Below are 17,351 nucleotides of genomic sequence, written 5' to 3'. Positions count from 1 at the left end.
AAATGCAGCGGCCCGGCGCGGCAGCCAAGGGGCAAGCGCGCTGGAGGATACGTACGGGGTATGGCAGGGTATGGCGGGTTAAAAAAAAGGAGCGGCGGCAACACTTGTGGCGTGCGCGCCACTCCCGGGAACGTCTTACACCTTGCCCTTCCATGGCACGAGGGTACGTTCGAGGTAACGCATCATCAAATCAAACAGGAAAGCGAAGAAGCCGATCACGATAATGCCCATGATCACCACGTCGCTGGCGAGGAACTCGGAAGCGCTCAGCACCATGTAGCCGAGGCCGCGCGTGGCCGCCACCATCTCGCCCGCCACCAGGGTGGTCCAGCCCACGCCGATGCCGATGCGCATGCCGGTGAGGATTTCCGGTATCGCGGCGCGCAGGATCACGTGCACGATGACCTGGAAACGCGTGGCGCCCATCGAGTAGGCCGCGTGGATTTGCTCCAGCGACACGGAGCTGACGCCAGCGCGGGCCGCGATCGCCATCGGCGCGAAGATGGCCAGGAAGATCAGGTAGACCTTCGAAAACTCGCCGATGCCGAACCAGATAATGACCAGTGGCAAGTAAGCAAGCGGCGGCAGCGGGCGGTAGAACTCGATCAAGGGATCGAAGATGCCGCGTGCCACGCGGTTCACGCCCATCATCACGCCGACGGGAATGGCGAACAGGCAAGCCAGGCCGAAGGCGCCGAACACGCGCACCAGGCTGGCGACCGTGTGTTCCCACAGGGTGGCGCCGCCGAAACCGGTGGTGGCCGCCATGATGAATTTTTCATAGACCGCTTGCGGCGAAGGCAGAAACAAGGGTTTCACCATGCCGCTGGCCGTCACGCCAAACCACAGCAACAGCACGGCGATGACGGTGACGGTGGCGATGCGGCTGGAATTGCCCTGCCCCGGCGCGCCGAACGCTTCGCCGGGCATGGCGCAGCGGGGGGCGAACAGGCGAGAGAAAAAACCGGCGCGCTTGGTGGTGGTGGGAGGAAATCCCACGACGGATGGGCTATGCATGGGACACCTCCAGCTCTTTATTGACGGCGCGCTCGTCGCCATAAATGATGTTGAGCACCGTTTCGCGCATCTTGATGAAGTCCGGGCTCGATTTCACGGCGCGCGCATCGCGGCACTCGAGGAAGCGCTTGTTGAAATCGAGTTCATACGTATGCGTGATGCGGCCCGGACGGGGCGACATGACGATCAGCCGGTTCGCCAGGAACAGCGCCTCGTCGACGCTGTGGGTAATGAAGAAAAACATGGTGCTGGACTTGGCCCAGATATCGAGCAGCAATTCCTGGATGGTTTCGCGCGTCAGTGCATCGAGTGCCGCCATCGGTTCATCCATCAGCAGCATGGCGGGATTGCTGGTCAGGGCGCGGGCGATGCCCACCCTTTGCTGCATGCCGCCCGACAACTGATAAATCATATTGTCGTGGAAGTCCTTCAAGCCGACGAGCGCCAGGTTTTTCGCCGCCTGTTCGCGCCGCACGGCTTTCGGCACGCCTTGCAGCTTCAAGCCGAATTCCACGTTTTCCATCACGTTCAGCCACGGCAGCAAGGCATGTTTCTGGAACACCACGCCACGGTCGGCGCCCGGACCTTCCACCTTGTTGCTGCCCAACATGATCTCGCCCTTGGATGGAGCGATAAAGCCCGCCATCAGGCTCAGCAAGGTGGTCTTGCCGCAGCCGGAGGCGCCCAGCGCGACGACGAAGTCGCCGCTATTGATCGTCAGATTGATATTGTTTAAGGCATGCACGCGTTCACCGGCCGTCTTGCCCGGATAAATCACGCTGACATCCTTGACGTAGAGATTTTCCATCATGTGCCCCGCATAGGTGTAGTCACTTCAGTTCAACGCATTCTGTTCAGTGGGCGCGCCCGCAGGCGCGCCATCGCACAACGTTTACTTCAGCAGGCCGGCGGCCTGTGCATACTTGGGTGTCACATACTTGGCGTAATCGGTAGCCAGGGTATCGATCTTGCCTTCGCCCTTCAAAAATTGCGCCGTGGCCAGCAAGGCTTGCGCCACGCCGCCCTTCGCGCCGCCACCGAGCCAGGCCGGCGAGGCCTGTTCCTGCAACGATGGGTAGGCATACAGGGCCACGGAAGCGGCCACGTCCTTGGCGGCCGCGCCCGAATGCTTGACGTTGGCTTTCACCTGCGGCGAATCGATGGTCCACGCCTTCGGGTTGGCGCGATAGTCGGCGTCGGCCGCGGCCATCACCTTGACGAACTTGGCCATGAAGTCCGCATTCGCCTCGCCCCAGGCGCGCTCGACGGCCATGCCGTCAAACGTGGCCTTGCCCTTCTTGCTCAGTTCGCCGGAAGTGACCAGCACCTTGCCGTTTTGCTTGAGCTTGCTCAAGGCCGGGTCCCACACGAAGGCGGCGTCGATGTCGCCCCGTTCCCACGCTGCGGCGATCTGGTTCGGCTGCATGTTGAGCAATTTCACTTCCGTCGGCTTGATGCCCCACGTTTCCAGCGCGAACATGGTGTGGAAGTGCGTGGTGGAAACGAAAGGCACGGCGATCTTCTTGCCGCGCAAGTCGGTGGGCTTGCTGATGCCGGCGCCGTTGCGGGCCACCATCGCTTCGGCTTCATTGATGTCGTCGATGATCCAGAACAGCTGCAGGTCGACGCCGCGGCTGACGGCCGCCGTCAGGGGGCTGGAACCGATGACGCCGATCTGCACGTCGCCGGACGCCATGCCCGTGGCCACCTTGGCGCCCGAGTCGAACTTGCGCCAGTTGATCTTATAGCCCGTGGTTTTCTCCACTTCGCCGCTGGCGATGGCCACCAGGAAGGGACCGTTGATTTCCTGGTAGGCGATCGTCACTTCCTTGCCTTGCGCGAAGGCGGAGCCGCTGGAAGCCAGGGCGACGCCCAGCACCAGGGTGCCGAGGACGGCGCGGCGCATCGTTGAACATACCGTGGTTTTGCTCGTAATCGTGTTCATGTCTCACTCCAAGTTTATTGTTATGTGTGAACGTGCGGGCAATCTCATCCCTTGCGGGAGGCGCCGCTGGTTGCTCTTTGTCAACCATACGGCGGCTTAGTACGGCTACTGCTATTTAAAACACTTCATCCTTCAAGTGATACCAGCGGTACAGAAAGCGCTGGCCCAGGCGGCGGAACGGGGCGAAGGCTTGCGATTCGACCAGTTCCATCATGTTGGGATACGGCAGTTTCGAATTGAAGATCGGCAAGCCCGTGTCGCTGGCCTTGCCCGCGATGCGCTCGGCCATGCGCCGGCCCGCCTGCGCCGAGTACATGACGCCGTTGCCGCCGTAACCGAGCGAATAGAAGATCGATTGCTTCGGGTCCGGTTGCACGATGCGCGGCATCATGTCGTGGCTGACGTCGACCCAGCCCCACCACGAGTAATCGATGGCGATACCGGTCAAGGCGGGGAACTTGCGGTGCAGATCGTTGATCAAAAACTGTTTGTACTTGTCGTCCGGCGCGTCGGCGCCCGTGATGGCGCTGCGGCTGCCGATCTGCACGCGGTTGTCCGGCATCAATCGGTAGTAGTGGCGCAAGATGCGCGTATCCGTGATCACCTGGTGGGTGCGGAAGTTGCACGCCGCGATTTCCGCCGGGGTCAACGGACGCGTGACGAGCGAGTTCGACAGAATCGGCAGCAAGCGGTTCTTCACTTGCGGATGCAGATGGGGCGAGGTGTAGCCGCCCGTGGCCACGGCCACGGAACGGGCGCGCACCACGCCGCCCGGCGTTTGCAGGTAATGCACGCCGTTGCGCGTTTCCCAGCCCACCACGGGGCTGGACGGATGCACCTTGGCGCCCAGCGCGCGCGCCTTGCGCAGGTAGCCGAAGGCCAGCTTGCCCGCATGGATGCCGATGCCTTCCGGCTCGTGCAGCGCACCGGCCGCTTCCTTGTCATCGACGAATTCGCGCTTGACGGTGTCGGCGTCGAGGATGCGGGCGTCGTACTTGAAGATCTCGCGCATCACCTTGGCTTCTTTTTCCAGCGCGGGCATGGCTTTCGCCTTGTGGGCGATGTACAGGTGGCCGCCCGGCTGCGGGTCGCAATCGATATCGGCCGTGATCTTCTTGAACGTTTCCATCGCGTCGCACACTTCCGTGTGCAATTTCAGGGCCGTTTCCAGGCCGTAGCGCGCGATCCACTGCGAACGCTTGAGGCGGCCCGTCGTGCACTGGGCCTGCCCGCCGTTACGCGTGCTGCAGCCCCAGCTGACCCGGTTCGCTTCCAGCACGGTGGCCTTGATACCGTGTTCCTGTGCCAGAAAGATGGCGCAGGACAAGCCCGTGAAACCGGAGCCGATGATGGCCACGTCGACGTCGATGTCATGCGTGATGGGGCCGTCGTCGGCGGGCGGCTCGCCGGCCGTACCGATCCAGTAGGTGGGCGCGTAGGCATTGCCATGGCCGGGGCGCTGGGCCACCAGGGGATCGAAGGCGGGATCGTAGGGCGTGCGGGCGGCGGTGCTGTTGCCCAGTACGTCAGATGGGGTGTCGACAGGTTTGTTCATGGTCATTCCTGGTGAACGTGCTGGCTCAGACTTTGACGACGGGCGGGCGATCCTTGCGGAAGGCGTTCTTCACGGCGATCTTGCCGTCGCGGAAAGTGAAAATGTCGACCATGCGCGCTTCGATGCGCGTGCCGTCCGCCTTGGTGCCGGCAAAGGTCGACTCCGTCACGCCGCGCTCGCCGCTGACGAAGTGTTCTGGATTGAGCCAGGCGGCGTCGGGGAAGGTTTGCCAGGCCAGCTCGAAGCCGGCGCGCACGGCATCGCGGCCGATGAAACTCTTGCCCAGCAAGTCAGGGCCGGCGACGGCATGGAATTCGCAGTCGTCCGCCATGGCGGCCATCAGGGCCTCGATATCGTGGCGGTTCCAGGCATCGCCGAACGCTTGCAGGAAGTCCGTGGTAACGGCATCGGTAGGTACTCGTGTGTTCATCTTTGTCTCCGTAAATCGTTTTTGATACGCTACGTTCCGTTTTTTTGTCTTTTATTGAATTTAAGCCTTAAGCATGGCCTTGTCAAATCAAATAATTCAAAAAACGGGACGCCTTGTATTCTTTAATGAAATTATGATGTTTTCGTGACAATCTGTGAGAATTTGGTCACAGCCCACTCCCACAGGCTGGCTCACTTAATTAAACATAGTCTTTGTACTTGTCCAGGTGACGGATCGGTTTGCTCAGCGCATCGCGGCGGAACGGGTCGCCCAGCTCGCGCGTGCACATGATTTCGATGATGGTCGTCTTGCCTTCATTCATCTGCATGTCGATGGCCTTTTTCAAGGCCGGGCCCACGTCTTCCAGCTTGTCGACCGTGATGCCTTCGGCGCCCATGGCCCGCGCGATTTCCGCGAAGCTCTGGTTGTCGAGCTCACCGGCGACAAAACGGCGATTGTAGAAATCCACCTGGTTTTTCTTTTCCGCGCCCCACTGGCGGTTGTGGAACACCACGGCTGTGACGGGAATGTTGTGGCGCACGCAAGTCATCGTTTCCATCAGGCTCATGCCCCAGGCGCCGTCGCCCGCATACGACACGGCCGGACGGTGCGGCGCGGCCACTTTCGCGCCGATCATGGTCGGGAACGCATAGCCGCAGTTGCCAAAGCTCATCGCCGCAAAGAAGCTGCGCGGCTTTTCAAAGCGCAGGTAGCTGTTCGCCACCGAGTTGATGTTGCCGATGTCGGTCGACACCATCACGTCTTCCGGCATGGCTTTTTCCAGCTCGCGCAACACCTGGCGCGGGTGCAAGTAGTTGCCCGGCTCTTTCTTCTGTTCCTCGATCATGTCCAGGCTGTACGCATCCTTCTCGTGGGTCCAGTTGGTCAATTCCTCTTCCCACGCGGCCTTCTCCGCTTGCACGGTGGCATAGCGTTCCTCGCGCGTCGCGTCGCAGTCGAGCTTCTTGCCATCCAGGCGGGCAAGAATCGCTTTCGCGGCCGCCTTGGCGTCGCCGCAGATGCCCACCGAAATCTTTTTGACCAGGCCCAGCATCTTGTTGTCCGCGTCGATCTGGATGATCTTCGCGTTCTTCGGCCAGTAATCCATGCCGTGCTGCGGCAAGGTGCCGAACGGTCCCAGGCGCGAACCGAGGGCGACGACGACGTCGGCCTGGGCGATCAGTTTCATGGCCGCTTTCGAGCCTTGATAGCCGAGCGGGCCGCACCACAGCGGATGGCTGGCGGGAAACGAGTCATTGTGCAGATAGCTGTTGACGACGGGGGCGCCCAGGCGCTCGGCCAGGGCCTTGCATTCCTCGATCGCTTCACCCATGACGACGCCGCCGCCCGAGATGATCACGGGGAACTTGGCCTTGGCCAGCAGTTCGGCCGCATCGTTCAGGCTTTGCTCGCCGCCGGCGCCACGGTCCAGGCGGTTCGGTTTCGGGATTTCCGCCTTGATTTCGCCATAGAAATAGTCGCGCGGGATGTTCAGTTGCGTCGGGCCCATTTCCGACATGGCGCGGTCGAAGCAGCGGCCCGTGAATTCCGCCATGCGGGCGGGATTGGTCACGTGGCCCTGGTATTTGGTGAATTCCTCGAACATCGGCAACTGGTTCGCTTCCTGGAAGCCGCCCAGGCCCATGCTCATCGTGCCCGTTTCCGGCGTGATGATCACGACGGGCGTATGCGCCCAGTAGGCGGCGGCAATCGCCGTGACGCAATTGCTGATGCCGGGGCCGTTCTGGCCGATGACGACGCCATGGCGGCCCGAGACGCGCGCATAGCCGTCGGCCATGTGACCGGCGCCCTGCTCGTGCACGACGGGAATCAGCCGGATGCCGGCCGGGGCGAAGATATCCATCGGGTCCATGAAGGCCGAGCCCATGATGCCGAACATGTCGGTCACGCCGTTGGCGGCCAGGGTTTCCACGAACGCTTCGGAAGGCGTCATCTTTTGCGGGCCGGTGGGAATGGCCGCTGCGGCGGCGGCTTTTTGTTCGGTCATGTCATTCATGGGTGTCTCCTGGTCTGTAGTGATGAACTTAAGCTAAATTATCAAAAAAACGGTATATTTTGTTCCGAAATTTGATATACAATTCAATTTAAGCGTTCATCATGTAAAAGTCAAACAGAATTTCGAGGAAACGGTACAATTTGAGTTCGAAAATGAAATAACTCACCGATACCATACCGAGGCCACCATGGACATGATTTCATCCCCAAAACTTGAGCCGGAAAAACTGGAAGGCGACACGCCCACGATGCGTTTGTTTGCCTTGCTGGAAGTGATTGCCGAGAAAGACCAGTTGCTGTCGCTGCAAGCGCTGGTGGAAGAAACGGGCCTGCCGAAGCCCACCCTGCACCGCATGCTGCAACAGCTGGAAAGCGTGGGCGTGCTGCAGCGCGAAAGCGATGGCCGCCACTACAGCACGGGCGTGCGCCTGCGCCGCCTCGCGTCGAACCTCTTGATTAACAATACGTTCCATGGCGCCCGCCGCATGGTCTTGCGCCAGCTGGTCGAGGAAGTGGGCGAAAGCTGCAACCTGACGGCCTTCAGCGGCAGCGAAGTGGTGTACCTGGACAGGGTGGAAACGGCGGCCCCGCTGCGCTTCTATCTGCATCCCGGCTCGCGCGTGCCGGCCCACTGCTCGTCCAGCGGCAAGCTGTTCCTGGCGCAAATGACGCCCGTGCAGCGGCGCCGCCTGCTGGGCCACATGGAATTGACGCGCTTTACGGACAAGACGGAAACGGACCCCGTCAAGCTGGAACGCGAACTGGAACTGGTGCGCCGCAACGGCTATGCGCTGGACGACGAGGAATTCCTGCCCGGCCTGCTGTGCGTGGCCGTGCTGGTGCCGAACCCGAACGGCCGCTCGAACCTGGCCGTGGCGATCCAGGCGCCCATCATCCGTTTGACGCACGACAAGGCTTTACATTTCTTGCCAGCATTGCAACGCGCCGCGCAAGCCCTGGCCGCCATCGAATCGGAAACCATGCCGACGACGGGCGGGGACGACGACGCATTGCAGGCAGGTAATTCATAACCCCGTAGCGCCCATGCTGCGGTTTCACAGGAGAACAAGGTGCCAGATTCACGCCAACATCCCCCCGCCGCAGCGGCGCAAACCTTGCAGTCCGTGCGCAGCCTGTTCCACATCGACAGCGACCTGCTCGTGCCCGTCTTCACGGAGCGCGACCCGCACGTGCCCGACATCGACCCTGCCTACCGCTTCAACAAGGACGTGACCCTGGCGATTCTGGCCGGCTTCAGCCACAACCGCCGCGTGATGGTGCAAGGCTTGCACGGCACAGGCAAGTCCACGCACATCGAGCAGGTGGCGGCGCGCCTGAACTGGCCTTGCGTGCGCGTCAACCTCGACGGCCACATCAGCCGCCTGGACCTGGTCGGCAAGGATGCCATCGTGCTGCGCGAACAGCAGCAGGTGACCGAATTCCAGGAAGGCATCGTGCCCTGGTCGCTGCAACGCCCCGTGGCCCTGATCTTCGACGAGTACGACGCGGGCCGTCCCGACGTGATGTTCGTCATCCAGCGCATCCTTGAGCGCGACGGCAAGTTCACCCTGCTCGACCAGAACCGGGTCATCACGCCCCACCCTCACTTCCGCCTGTTCGCCACCTCGAACACGGTGGGACTCGGCAACCTGAACGGCATGTACCACGGCACGCAAGTGCTCAATCACGCGCAGATCGACCGCTGGAACATCGTTGCCACGTTGAACTATCTGCTGCAGGACGAGGAAACGGCAATCGTGCTGGCCAGGGTTCCCGCCATGAACGACGAGGCGGGCCGCCAGTTGGCGAGCAGCATGGTGGCCGTGGCCAGCCTCACGCGCCACGGCTATGCGGCGGGCGACCTGGCGTGTCTGATGTCGCCGCGCACGGTGATTACCTGGGCCGAGAATTGTCAGATCTTCCGCGATCCGGCCCTGGCTTTCCGCCTGTCCTTCCTCAACAAATGCGACGAGGCCGAGCGGCCCATGGTGGCCGAGTATTACCAGCGCTGTTTCAATGAGGAATTGCTGGCGACGGTGCCATGAACGCCCCCGCCGCCTACACGCGCGAACAGCAGGAAACGGATGAACTGTGCGCCGGCGCCATCCGCGCGCTGAGCGGCGTTGCCTCCATCCGCTACCGGGGCCGGCACCTGCACGACGGCCACCGTCCGCTGCCTATCCACGCGGCCCATCTGCAGCCCGATGCGGCGCTGCAGGATTTGCCCTCGCTGCGTGGCGCGGCCGACAGCGTGGCCCTGCGCCTGCTGCACACGGACGCCGCTCTGCACAAGTCGCTGTGCCCTGTGGAACCCGTGGCGCGCCTCGTCTTCGAATTGCTGGAGCAACTGCGCGTTGAAACGCTTGCGCCAGAACACCACGCTGGCGTCATCGACAACCTGCGCCACCGTTTCACGGCGTGGTCGCATGCATTTTACGATTCCGGCCTGGCTGAAGGCGCTTCGGGCTTGCTGCTGTACACGGTATTCCAGATGTGCTGGTCGCGCCTGACGGCCAGGCCCGTGCTGGAAAAGACGGAAGATTTCATCGAGGCAACGCGCTGGTCAGTCTCTTCCCAATTGAGCGGCGACCTGGCCGGCTTGCGCCGCCATCGATTGGACCAGGCCGCCTTTGCGCGCCACGCGCTGGCCATCGCCTGCGCCGTCGATGCCATGCTGAAAGAGGCGCAGGCGGCGCGCGATGGCGGCGAGCAGGACGGGGGCGACGCCAAGGCGCAGGCGGCCTTCAAGCTGCTGCTCGATTTCGACAGCGACAACGACCACCTTCCCGATGCGGCCCCGCTGGGCGAGAGCCGCGCCTTCAGCGATGGCCAGGGCGGCTATCAAACTTACTCCACGGCCTACGACCGCGAGGAAAAAGCGGGCGAGCTGGTGCGCCGCGCCCTGCTGCTGGAATACCGCGAACGCATGGATGCGCGCATTGCCAGCCTGGGCATCAACACGGCCCGCCTGGCGCGGCGCTTCACGCAATTGCTGGCCGTGCCCCGGCGCGACGGCTGGTCGTTCGGCGAAGAAGAGGGATACATCGACGGGCGGCGCCTGGCTCAGCTGATCAGCTCGCCGTCCGAACGCAGGCTGTTCCGCAAGGAACAATTTTTGCCGCAAGCCGATTGCCTCGTCACCTTTCTCGTCGATTGCTCCGGCTCCATGAAGACGCATGCGCAATCCGTGGCCGTGCTGCTCGATATTCTATTGCGCGCATTGGACCAGGCGGGCATCGCCACGGAATTGCTGGGCTTTACGACGGGCGCCTGGAACGGAGGCCGCGTGAAACGCGACTGGATGCGCGCCCGCTCGCCCGCCCACCCGGGCCGCTTGAACGAACTCGTGCACATGGTCTTCAAGGATGGCGACACGAGCTGGCGCCGCGCGCGGCCCGACATCGCGGCCCTGCTGAAAGCGGACCTGTACCGCGAAGGCGTCGATGGCGAAGCCGTGGATTGGGCGTGTACACGCATGCTGGCGCGCCCGGAACGGCGGCGCATCCTGCTCGTCGTCTCCGACGGTTGCCCGATGGATACAGCCACCAACCTGGCCAACGACGAGTTTTACCTGGCGCAACATCTGAAACAGGTGGTGGCGCGCCGCGAAGCGCAAGGCGCCGTGGAAATTTGCGGCCTGGGCCTGGGCCTGGACCTGGGTGCCTATTACAGCCGCAGCCTGGCCACCACCCTGCCCGCCTCGCTGAACAATGAGCTGTTCAGCGAGATCGCGCAGCTGATCGGCGGACGCAGCCGACGCTGATCAGGCGCGGGGCTTGCGGCGGCGCGCCATCACGCCGGCCAACGCCAGGCCCGTCAGCAGCATCACATAGGTTTCCGGTTCCGGCACGGCACTGATGTATTCATACGTCACTTCCACGCGGCCGGAGGCGGCCGTCTGGAACTGCGTCAGCAAATTACCGGAACCGCTGCCAGTCGAGGAGCCGAGGGCATTCAAACCCAGGTAAATCAAACCGCCGCCCACCGAGGAAAACAGCGCGAAGTCGCTGGCGCTGCCGCTCGTGTAGCTGTTCGACCCCGTGCTCGAACGGGGGCCCGTGCTGGCGCCCGACGTCCCCGCGAAGTCGATGCTGCCATCGAAGGCGCTCAGCGCGAACGTCTGCGTGAACAGGGGATTGGCCACCAGCAAGGTGGAATTGTCGGGACGGTACAAGGTCAGCAGCGAGGCCAGGCTCAGGGTCACGTCGGACGCCCCGGCGTCCAGACTTTCCGCCTTGCCGCTGCCCTGCACGCCCCCTTCCAGATGGAACTTGATCGACGTCAAGGTGCCCAGGCTGCTGTCGAACTTGCCCAGTCCCAGGGTGTCTGACCAATTGGTGGCGCCCAGCGCGCGGTCGGCGCTGAAGCTGATGGTCTGGGTGGCCGCCTGGGCGGAAGATGCGGCGCCAAGGCCTAACGCGGCGGCGGCGGCCAATGCGATGAGAGATTTGTGCATCGATGACTCCTGTTCATTCAATGAGGGGACGTGGATCATGCAGTGATTCACACGGGGAACGCGAGGGTAGCCCCTCGCGCCGCAGCCCGGCAATGCCGCTATCCAGGCAACTCATTGTAATAAATGAAAGAGTCGCAATATACTCAGTTTGTTGCAATTTTAAAAATAAGTGTTGTTATTTTGATTTCTCGGGAAACGATCAAACAGCGGGACGAAGGAAGCGCCGCACCTTTGCTGGCGCCTCAATCGACACAGTAACGCACGGCATGCGCTTCCATCGGCAGCGGGATTTCCCAGTTCCACAGCATCGATTGCAGCTTCTTGTTGCTGAGCGACGTGTCGCGCTGGCCGTTGCGCCGCAGCAGCTCCTTGCGCGGCTGCTCCAGATACACGAGCTCCACCTGCGCATGGTATTTATAGAGCAGGTTGAGCGTCTTTTCGCGCATCAGCTTGGACAGGTGCGTGGCGTTCCACACGAACGGTTCGCCCTTGCGCAACAGCTCGCGCGCCCGCTCTTCCGCGTAGTCCCCCACCTGCCCTTCGTTCTTGCCGTGCTTCAAGCCCAAGGCCGTCCGCGCATCGTCGAAGGAAACGACGGGCAGGCGCGGATGGTGCTTGTCCACCCATGTATTCTTGCCCGACGCGGGCAAGCCCGACATGACGATCACGTGCGAACCCGGCTCCTGGAACAGGGGATAGTCGGGATGCGCCTCGGCGCCGCGAAAATATTTGACGCGCGTGTGATCGTCGACAAACTCCCTGCGCTGGCCATAGCAGCCCTCCTCGCGCGCCAGTTCTCGGAACAGCTCGATGGCATCGAGTATGCGCTGCGGATCGGGACAGATCCTGCCACGGATATCGGCTTCGGCCAGCATGGCCAGCAAGCGGATATCGACTTGCCACGACAGTTCGCGCACGGTAAATTCCGGCGTGACGCCGCGCCGCGATTGTTCCAGCGCGAAGAATGGCACTTGATGGACGTTAATCAGGCGGCAGATTTCCTCGCGCGCGGCAAACGGCGCGTCGCCATCCCACAGGGCGATGCGCGCATCGAGCGCGCCCTTGCGCGAGTGGCCGGGCTGGCCGATGGCGCCCGTGACGGGGTCGATCACCGTGGTGCTGCACTTGGCCACGTCGTGCAGCAAGGCGGCCAGGAACACGATTTCCTGCTGCGCCCGCGTCGCTTGCTGGTAGTCGGGCATGGCCAGCAGGGATTCCACCACCATCATCGTATGCGTCCACACGTCGCCTTCCGCGTGATAGACGGGATTTTGCGGCGTCGTCTTCGCCAGTTCCAGCTGCGGGAAGGCGGCCAGGCAAGCGCCGAAATCGGGCGACTGGCCCGCTGGCGGCACCAGTTGTTGTAACTGTTTCCAGTTCATTTTGTGCTCCTTGAAAATGTTGCCAGCTCATCGAGCGAACGGCAGGTATGCAGACCCAGGCTTTCCCACGTGACGAGCGGCTGCGGCGCGTACAGGTCCACGCCCTCGGCCAGCAGGTTCGGGATCAGTGGCCGCGTGCTGTGGTGCGAACCGCTGTCGAGAATGGTTTGCGTAAAGTCATGCCGCACCAGCTTGTAGCGGGCCAGCACTTGCTCGTCGTCCTCTACTTTCAGGTACAGGCCTTCCGCGTGGTCGGACTTGTCCGTCTGTTTCCAGCACAGGTCCAAAGGCAGGCGTTCACGCGCCACGACGCCTTCGAAGGCGTCGCGCCACAGCCGGGACTTGGCCAGCGAATGGCGCAGCAGCAGCCACAGCTGTTTCGGCGAAATCGGCATCAATCCCGCATACAGCACGGGCACGGACAGCACGGGCGAGCCGGCCAGCATGGCGTGGCGGCGCGCCGTCGATAAAAACATCTGGGTGCGGCGGCAATACACGTCGAACTCGTTGAAGTAATGGGGCAACCGGTCGTAAAACACGGAATGCTTGCTGTAAGACCATTCGCCAAACAGCACATACTGGTCTTCAAGCAAGCCCAGCAACGCGTGTTCATGCGCATGGGCCCACGGTTTCAAGAGGTTGAACTGGCGTTCGCTGCCGCCGCCCGCCAGGTAATGGCCGCGCGACTGCAGCAGCACTTCGCCCGCGTCGCTGAACGACACGGCGGAGTTGGCGCCATCGATTTTTTCCTCGATGACGACGTACTGGCCGGCCAGCTTTTTCAGGGGCATCTGGTCGGAACCGTCGTCGCCATCCTGCAGGCGCGAGCCTTCCAGGTGCGGCGTGCGCGGGTATTTGAATAAGGGCAAAGATTGTAAAAACATAGCGTCCCACGCCGCGTTCACCGCAGGCGTGTCCATACAGGGTCAGGGGTGCTGACGACGTGTTCGGGCGTGGACGATCGAGACGGTTGTCTCGGATACGTGTGCGGAGGGAGCAAAAACAGTGCCGCAGCAATCGGGGGGCGTCAACGCGCCGAACGATGCTGCAGAGAGCATTTCGTCAGCGTTAGCAGGTGATGGCGAAGAAGCGAGGCACTTTTGGCTCCAATAAGGAAGAGGTTCGAGAAAGAACCGCGAATATAAAGGCTGTTTGATTATTTTGCAAGTGGCTTCGCGTACTGTGCGCACGCTTGTGCATGCCCCCGCTTTGCAATCCGCACGAAGTTTGCTAAGCTGGCGGCACTTCCTGTCGCTGCTGCGTGGAAAACAAACATGGCCCTTGCAAAATGGCCGTGCATTCGTTATTTCCGGAGCAGAATCGTGTTTCCCCTATCCAGATTACAAAAAGCCCTGCGCCGCCAGGGTATCGCCGTCGCCTATGCCGACGGCATTTATACACTCAGCAATCCGCACGCCCAGGCGTCCGTGCTGCTGCCCCACAACTTTCCGCTCGAGGAAAAAGCCGTGCGCCAGCTGATGGCATTCGCCGCCGTCGCCGTACCGGGCCAGGATGGCCATGTGTGCAAAGCGTGCGCCACGCCCGACTTCCACCCCGGCAGCATTGCGCCCGTGGGCAGCATCGTCGCCACCAGCCCCGACATGGTGATCCCCGCCATCCCCGGAACGGACATCGCCTGCGGCATGCGCCTGATCACGACGGGCTTGAGCCTGGCCCAGTTCGAGGCGCGCAAGCCGCAGCTGCTCGCCAAACTCAAGCATGTGTTGCTGGAAGATGGCCGCAACGTGCCGCTGCGCTCGAAGGCGTTTGCCGCCCTGTTCGACGTGGGGCCGGAAGCGTTCATCGACAGCCTGCACAATGATGGCTTGTGGCCCCGCGTCGACAAGGCGCGCCTGTTGCGCGAGCTCGACGATTGCATCGCCCTGCGCGAACTGGGCGGCGGCTTGCGCCATGCGCCCGAAGCGCTGGTAGGCACGCGCGAAATGATACGCGACCCCAGCCTGGGCACCACGGGATCGGGCAACCATTTCGTGGAAATCCAGCTGGTCGACGCCGTCATGGACCGCCACGCCGCGTACCGGCACGGGCTGGTGCCGGGCGAAGTGGTCGTCATGATCCACAGCGGCAGCCGCGACGTGGGCTTTTTTGTCGGCAGCCGCTGGATGGACCGCGCCAAAGAGGCATGGCCGAAAGGCCTGCGCCACCCGCAGTCTGGCCTGTACGGCTTGACGGGCGAACTGGCCGGCGAATACATGGACGCCATGGGCGTGGCCTCGCGCTATGCCTGGGTCAATCGCATGGTATTGGCCGAACTGGTGCGCGACAGCCTGGCGCAAGTGTTTGCGCAGGATCAATCCCGCCTGGTGGTGGACGTGCCGCACAACGTCATCCTGCGCGAGCACGGCATGAACATCCACCGCAAGGGCGCCACGCCGGCGCGCGCAGGCGACCTGGCGCTGATCCCCGGCTCCATGGGCGATTATTCCTATGTGGCAACCGGCATGGGCAATCCCGACTGGCTATGGTCGTGCTCGCATGGCGCGGGGCGCAGCATCCGCCGCCAGGCCATGCGCGCCATGCGGCCCACGGTGGGCGGCGACGAGATGGCGTTCCAGTGCGTGACCCTGCGCGAAGAGCGCCGCGTCGAGGAAGCGCCGACGGCGTATAAAAAGATCGGTCCCGTCATCGCCGCGCAGGAGGAAGCGGGCTTGCTGCAATCGGTGGCCCGACTGAAACCCTTGTTGACGTTCAAGGCTTAGTGCAGCAATTGCGGCGCGGCCGCCGCCATCAGCGAGAGGCCGATGGCGGTCAGCACGGCGAACGCGATGCGGCGCATGCCGCGCTGGGCGATCGGCGGCGGATAGCGCTTGCCGGCCATGGTGGCCAGCACGCCGACAGGTAGGGCCAGCGCGCACAGCAGCAGGACTTTCGCGTCCAGCTGGCCCTGGCTGCCCGCCATCAGCGAGCGTCCGCCCGCGCTGATGGCGAACAGGAAGATCAGGCTGTAGCGGATGGTCTTTAAACTCATTTCCTGGCGATAAAACTGGTACACGAGCGGCGGCCCCGCCAGCGAAAACAGGCCCGAAAACAGGCCGCCGCACACGCCGCTGATGAAGAAGCTGCGCTTGTCGGCCGCGCCCGGTCCCGGCGGCGCCTGCAGCAAAATGCTGACGCCGCCATACACGATGGCCGCGCCCAGCAGCAGCTTCAGCAAGGGCGCATACGCCTGGTCCAGATATCCCAATAACAAGACGCCGGCCGCCATGGCCGGCAGCAAGCCGATGCTGGCCGCGCGGACGGCGCGCCAGTCCAGGTGGTGCAAGGCGCCCGGCAAGGCCACGAGGCAATTGGCCAGGGACAGCAAGCTGACGAGGGCCGCCAGCGCGGGCACGGGCGCCAGACCCAGGCCGCTGGCCACGCCCATGACGATCATGCCCAGGCCAAAGCCCGTGACGGTCTGGAAATACGTGCCCGCCGCCACCACGCCCAGCAGCGCCAGCACGGGCAGGCTGAACAACTCAGCGCCCACCCTGGGCCTGCACGGAGGTGACGGCAATCACGTTATACACGTCGTCGGCGCTGCAACCGCGCGACAGATCGTTGGCCGGTTTCTTCAAGCCTTGCAGCAAGGGGCCGATGGCGACGGCGCCGCCCATGCGTTCGGCCAGCTTGTAGCCGATATTGCCCGCGTCGAGGTTCGGAAACACCAGCACGTTGGCGCGGCCGTTCACGACGGAATCCTTGACTTTTCTCTGCGAAATCTCGGCCACGATGGCCGCGTCGAGCTGCACGTCGCCATCGATGGCCAGCAGCGGACGCTGGGCCTTGACCCGGTCCGTGGCCGCATGCACCTTGTCGACGGCCGCATGGTGGGCGCTGCCGCTGGTGGAAAACGACAGCATGGCCACGCGCGGCACTTCCATCAGCAAGGCTTGCGCGCTGTCGGCGGCGGCCATGGCGATGTCGGCCAGCTCTTCCGCCTTCGGGTCGACCACGAGGGCGCAATCGGAAAAGATGAAACCACCCTTCAGGCTATGGAAAGGTTCGCACAGCATCATCAGGAAAAAGCTCGACACGAGCTTGAAGGCCGGGTCGACGCCAATGATCTGGATGGCGCTGCGCACCACGTCGGCCGTCGTGTGCACGGCCCCCGCCACGCAACCGTCGGCGTCGCCCAGGCGCACCATCAGGTTGGCGTAGCACAAGGGATCTTGCACGGCGATCCTGGCCTGCTCCACCGTCATGCCCTTGGCCTGGCGCAGCACAAACAATTGCTGGGCATAGTGTTCCGACTCATCGGAAGTCGCCGGGTCGACCAGGCGCACGTTATCGAGCTCCAGCGCATGTTCGCGCGCCAGCGCCAGGATGGCGGCCGGCTTGCCGACGATGGTGATGTGCGCCAGACCGTCGCTGGCCGCCCGCGCTGCCGCCTGCAGCACGCGCGCATCGCCGCCCTCGCACAGGACGATGTTTTTCGGCACGGCGCGGGCTTGGGCGATGATGCGGTGCAGGGCTTTCATGGGTACTCCAATTCGGTAAAAAAAGTACCGGAACCACGCAAGCATGAAGCATGAGACATGAAGCATGGT

The 17,351-nt window shown here is 63.0% G+C and carries 15 protein-coding genes; 4 read left to right on the top strand and 11 right to left on the bottom strand.

What is annotated here, in order from left to right; all coding sequences use genetic code 11:
- Nucleotides 1–135: 135 nt before the first annotated feature.
- The 6 genes from GCN78_RS20000 to xsc form a co-directional block, all read right to left on the bottom strand.
- Complete coding sequence (locus GCN78_RS20000; protein ID WP_058049276.1) at nt 136–930, bottom strand: ABC transporter permease subunit; 795 nt, start codon at nt 928–930, stop codon at nt 136–138.
- Nucleotides 931–1,009: 79 nt separating this feature from the next.
- Nucleotides 1,010–1,825: a taurine ABC transporter ATP-binding protein gene (locus GCN78_RS19995; protein ID WP_071324509.1), complete on the bottom strand. Its 816-nt coding sequence runs from the start codon at nt 1,823–1,825 to the stop codon at nt 1,010–1,012.
- Between the two features lie 84 nt (nt 1,826–1,909).
- The gene (tauA, locus tag GCN78_RS19990; protein ID WP_413465222.1) at nt 1,910–2,962 is read right to left on the bottom strand and encodes a taurine ABC transporter substrate-binding protein; all 1,053 of its coding nucleotides are present in this window, start codon (nt 2,960–2,962) and stop codon (nt 1,910–1,912) included.
- 115 nt (nt 2,963–3,077) lie between these two features.
- Entirely contained in the window at nt 3,078–4,517 is a 1,440-nt protein-coding gene (locus GCN78_RS19985) for an NAD(P)/FAD-dependent oxidoreductase (RefSeq protein ID WP_152253253.1), read from the bottom strand.
- Nucleotides 4,518–4,542: 25 nt separating this feature from the next.
- Nucleotides 4,543–4,947: a nuclear transport factor 2 family protein gene (locus GCN78_RS19980; protein WP_152253252.1), complete on the bottom strand. Its 405-nt coding sequence runs from the start codon at nt 4,945–4,947 to the stop codon at nt 4,543–4,545.
- A 199-nt stretch (nt 4,948–5,146) separates the two neighbouring features.
- Nucleotides 5,147–6,955 carry a sulfoacetaldehyde acetyltransferase gene (gene xsc, locus GCN78_RS19975; RefSeq protein ID WP_152253325.1) on the bottom strand — a complete coding sequence of 603 codons (1,809 nt, stop codon included), beginning with the start codon at nt 6,953–6,955 and terminating at the stop codon, nt 5,147–5,149.
- Between the two features lie 202 nt (nt 6,956–7,157).
- On the opposite strand from xsc, the gene GCN78_RS19970 reads away from it, so the two are divergent.
- Genes GCN78_RS19970 through GCN78_RS19960 form a run of 3 tightly spaced genes read left to right on the top strand, consistent with a single transcriptional unit; the run spans nt 7,158 to nt 10,726 of the window.
- Nucleotides 7,158–7,994, top strand: coding sequence for an IclR family transcriptional regulator (locus GCN78_RS19970; RefSeq protein ID WP_369811606.1), 837 nt, complete (start codon nt 7,158–7,160; stop codon nt 7,992–7,994).
- A 39-nt stretch (nt 7,995–8,033) separates the two neighbouring features.
- A complete protein-coding gene (locus GCN78_RS19965) occupies nt 8,034–9,008 on the top strand; it encodes an AAA family ATPase (protein ID WP_226939734.1) in 975 nt (324 codons plus the stop codon).
- Nucleotides 9,005–10,726 (top strand): cobaltochelatase CobT-related protein, encoded by a 1,722-nt coding sequence (locus tag GCN78_RS19960; RefSeq protein WP_152253251.1) that lies wholly within the window; start codon nt 9,005–9,007, stop codon nt 10,724–10,726. The genes GCN78_RS19965 and GCN78_RS19960 overlap by 4 nt, the downstream gene beginning before the upstream one ends.
- Here GCN78_RS19960 and GCN78_RS19955 read toward each other — a convergent pair whose 3' ends face one another.
- The 3 genes from GCN78_RS19955 to GCN78_RS19945 form a co-directional block, all read right to left on the bottom strand.
- Nucleotides 10,727–11,419: a choice-of-anchor E domain-containing protein gene (locus GCN78_RS19955; protein WP_193316802.1), complete on the bottom strand. Its 693-nt coding sequence runs from the start codon at nt 11,417–11,419 to the stop codon at nt 10,727–10,729.
- Nucleotides 11,420–11,661: 242 nt separating this feature from the next.
- On the bottom strand, nt 11,662–12,801 hold the full coding sequence (locus tag GCN78_RS19950; RefSeq protein ID WP_152253249.1) for an AAA family ATPase: 1,140 nt from the start codon (nt 12,799–12,801) through the stop codon (nt 11,662–11,664).
- A complete protein-coding gene (locus GCN78_RS19945) occupies nt 12,798–13,685 on the bottom strand; it encodes an RNA ligase family protein (protein WP_152253248.1) in 888 nt (295 codons plus the stop codon). Before GCN78_RS19945 ends, GCN78_RS19950 begins: the two co-directional genes overlap by 4 nt.
- Before the next feature lie 438 nt (nt 13,686–14,123).
- On the opposite strand from GCN78_RS19945, the gene GCN78_RS19940 reads away from it, so the two are divergent.
- On the top strand, nt 14,124–15,521 hold the full coding sequence (locus tag GCN78_RS19940) for an RtcB family protein (RefSeq protein ID WP_193316801.1): 1,398 nt from the start codon (nt 14,124–14,126) through the stop codon (nt 15,519–15,521).
- On the opposite strand, the gene GCN78_RS19935 is transcribed toward GCN78_RS19940, so the two are convergent.
- A complete protein-coding gene (locus GCN78_RS19935) occupies nt 15,518–16,279 on the bottom strand; it encodes a sulfite exporter TauE/SafE family protein (RefSeq protein ID WP_226939733.1) in 762 nt (253 codons plus the stop codon). The genes GCN78_RS19940 and GCN78_RS19935 overlap by 4 nt on opposite strands.
- Nucleotide 16,280: 1 nt before the next feature.
- Nucleotides 16,281–17,282 (bottom strand): phosphate acetyltransferase, encoded by a 1,002-nt coding sequence (gene pta / locus GCN78_RS19930; RefSeq protein ID WP_152253245.1) that lies wholly within the window; start codon nt 17,280–17,282, stop codon nt 16,281–16,283.
- Between the last annotated feature and the right edge of the window lie 69 nt (nt 17,283–17,351).

The organism is Janthinobacterium rivuli, from assembly GCF_009208735.1.
In the GTDB taxonomy this organism is placed as follows: Bacteria; Pseudomonadota; Gammaproteobacteria; order Burkholderiales; family Burkholderiaceae_D; genus Janthinobacterium.
Note: the sequence above shows the minus strand (reverse complement) of the source record. Positions and strands in the feature narration are given on the sequence as shown.

Coding starts and splice junctions, on each gene's coding strand:
- GCN78_RS20000 (WP_058049276.1), bottom strand. CDS start 930: ATGCCCGGCGAAGCGTTCGGCGCGCCGGGGCAGGGCAATTCCAGCCGC.
- GCN78_RS19995 (WP_071324509.1), bottom strand. CDS start 1,825: ATGGAAAATCTCTACGTCAAGGATGTCAGCGTGATTTATCCGGGCAAG.
- tauA (WP_413465222.1), bottom strand. CDS start 2,962: ATGAACACGATTACGAGCAAAACCACGGTATGTTCAACGATGCGCCGC.
- GCN78_RS19985 (WP_152253253.1), bottom strand. CDS start 4,517: ATGAACAAACCTGTCGACACCCCATCTGACGTACTGGGCAACAGCACC.
- GCN78_RS19980 (WP_152253252.1), bottom strand. CDS start 4,947: ATGAACACACGAGTACCTACCGATGCCGTTACCACGGACTTCCTGCAA.
- xsc (WP_152253325.1), bottom strand. CDS start 6,955: ATGACCGAACAAAAAGCCGCCGCCGCAGCGGCCATTCCCACCGGCCCG.
- GCN78_RS19970 (WP_369811606.1), top strand. CDS start 7,158: ATGATTTCATCCCCAAAACTTGAGCCGGAAAAACTGGAAGGCGACACG.
- GCN78_RS19960 (WP_152253251.1), top strand. CDS start 9,005: ATGAACGCCCCCGCCGCCTACACGCGCGAACAGCAGGAAACGGATGAA.
- GCN78_RS19955 (WP_193316802.1), bottom strand. CDS start 11,419: ATGCACAAATCTCTCATCGCATTGGCCGCCGCCGCCGCGTTAGGCCTT.
- GCN78_RS19950 (WP_152253249.1), bottom strand. CDS start 12,801: ATGAACTGGAAACAGTTACAACAACTGGTGCCGCCAGCGGGCCAGTCG.
- GCN78_RS19945 (WP_152253248.1), bottom strand. CDS start 13,685: ATGTTTTTACAATCTTTGCCCTTATTCAAATACCCGCGCACGCCGCAC.
- pta (WP_152253245.1), bottom strand. CDS start 17,282: ATGAAAGCCCTGCACCGCATCATCGCCCAAGCCCGCGCCGTGCCGAAA.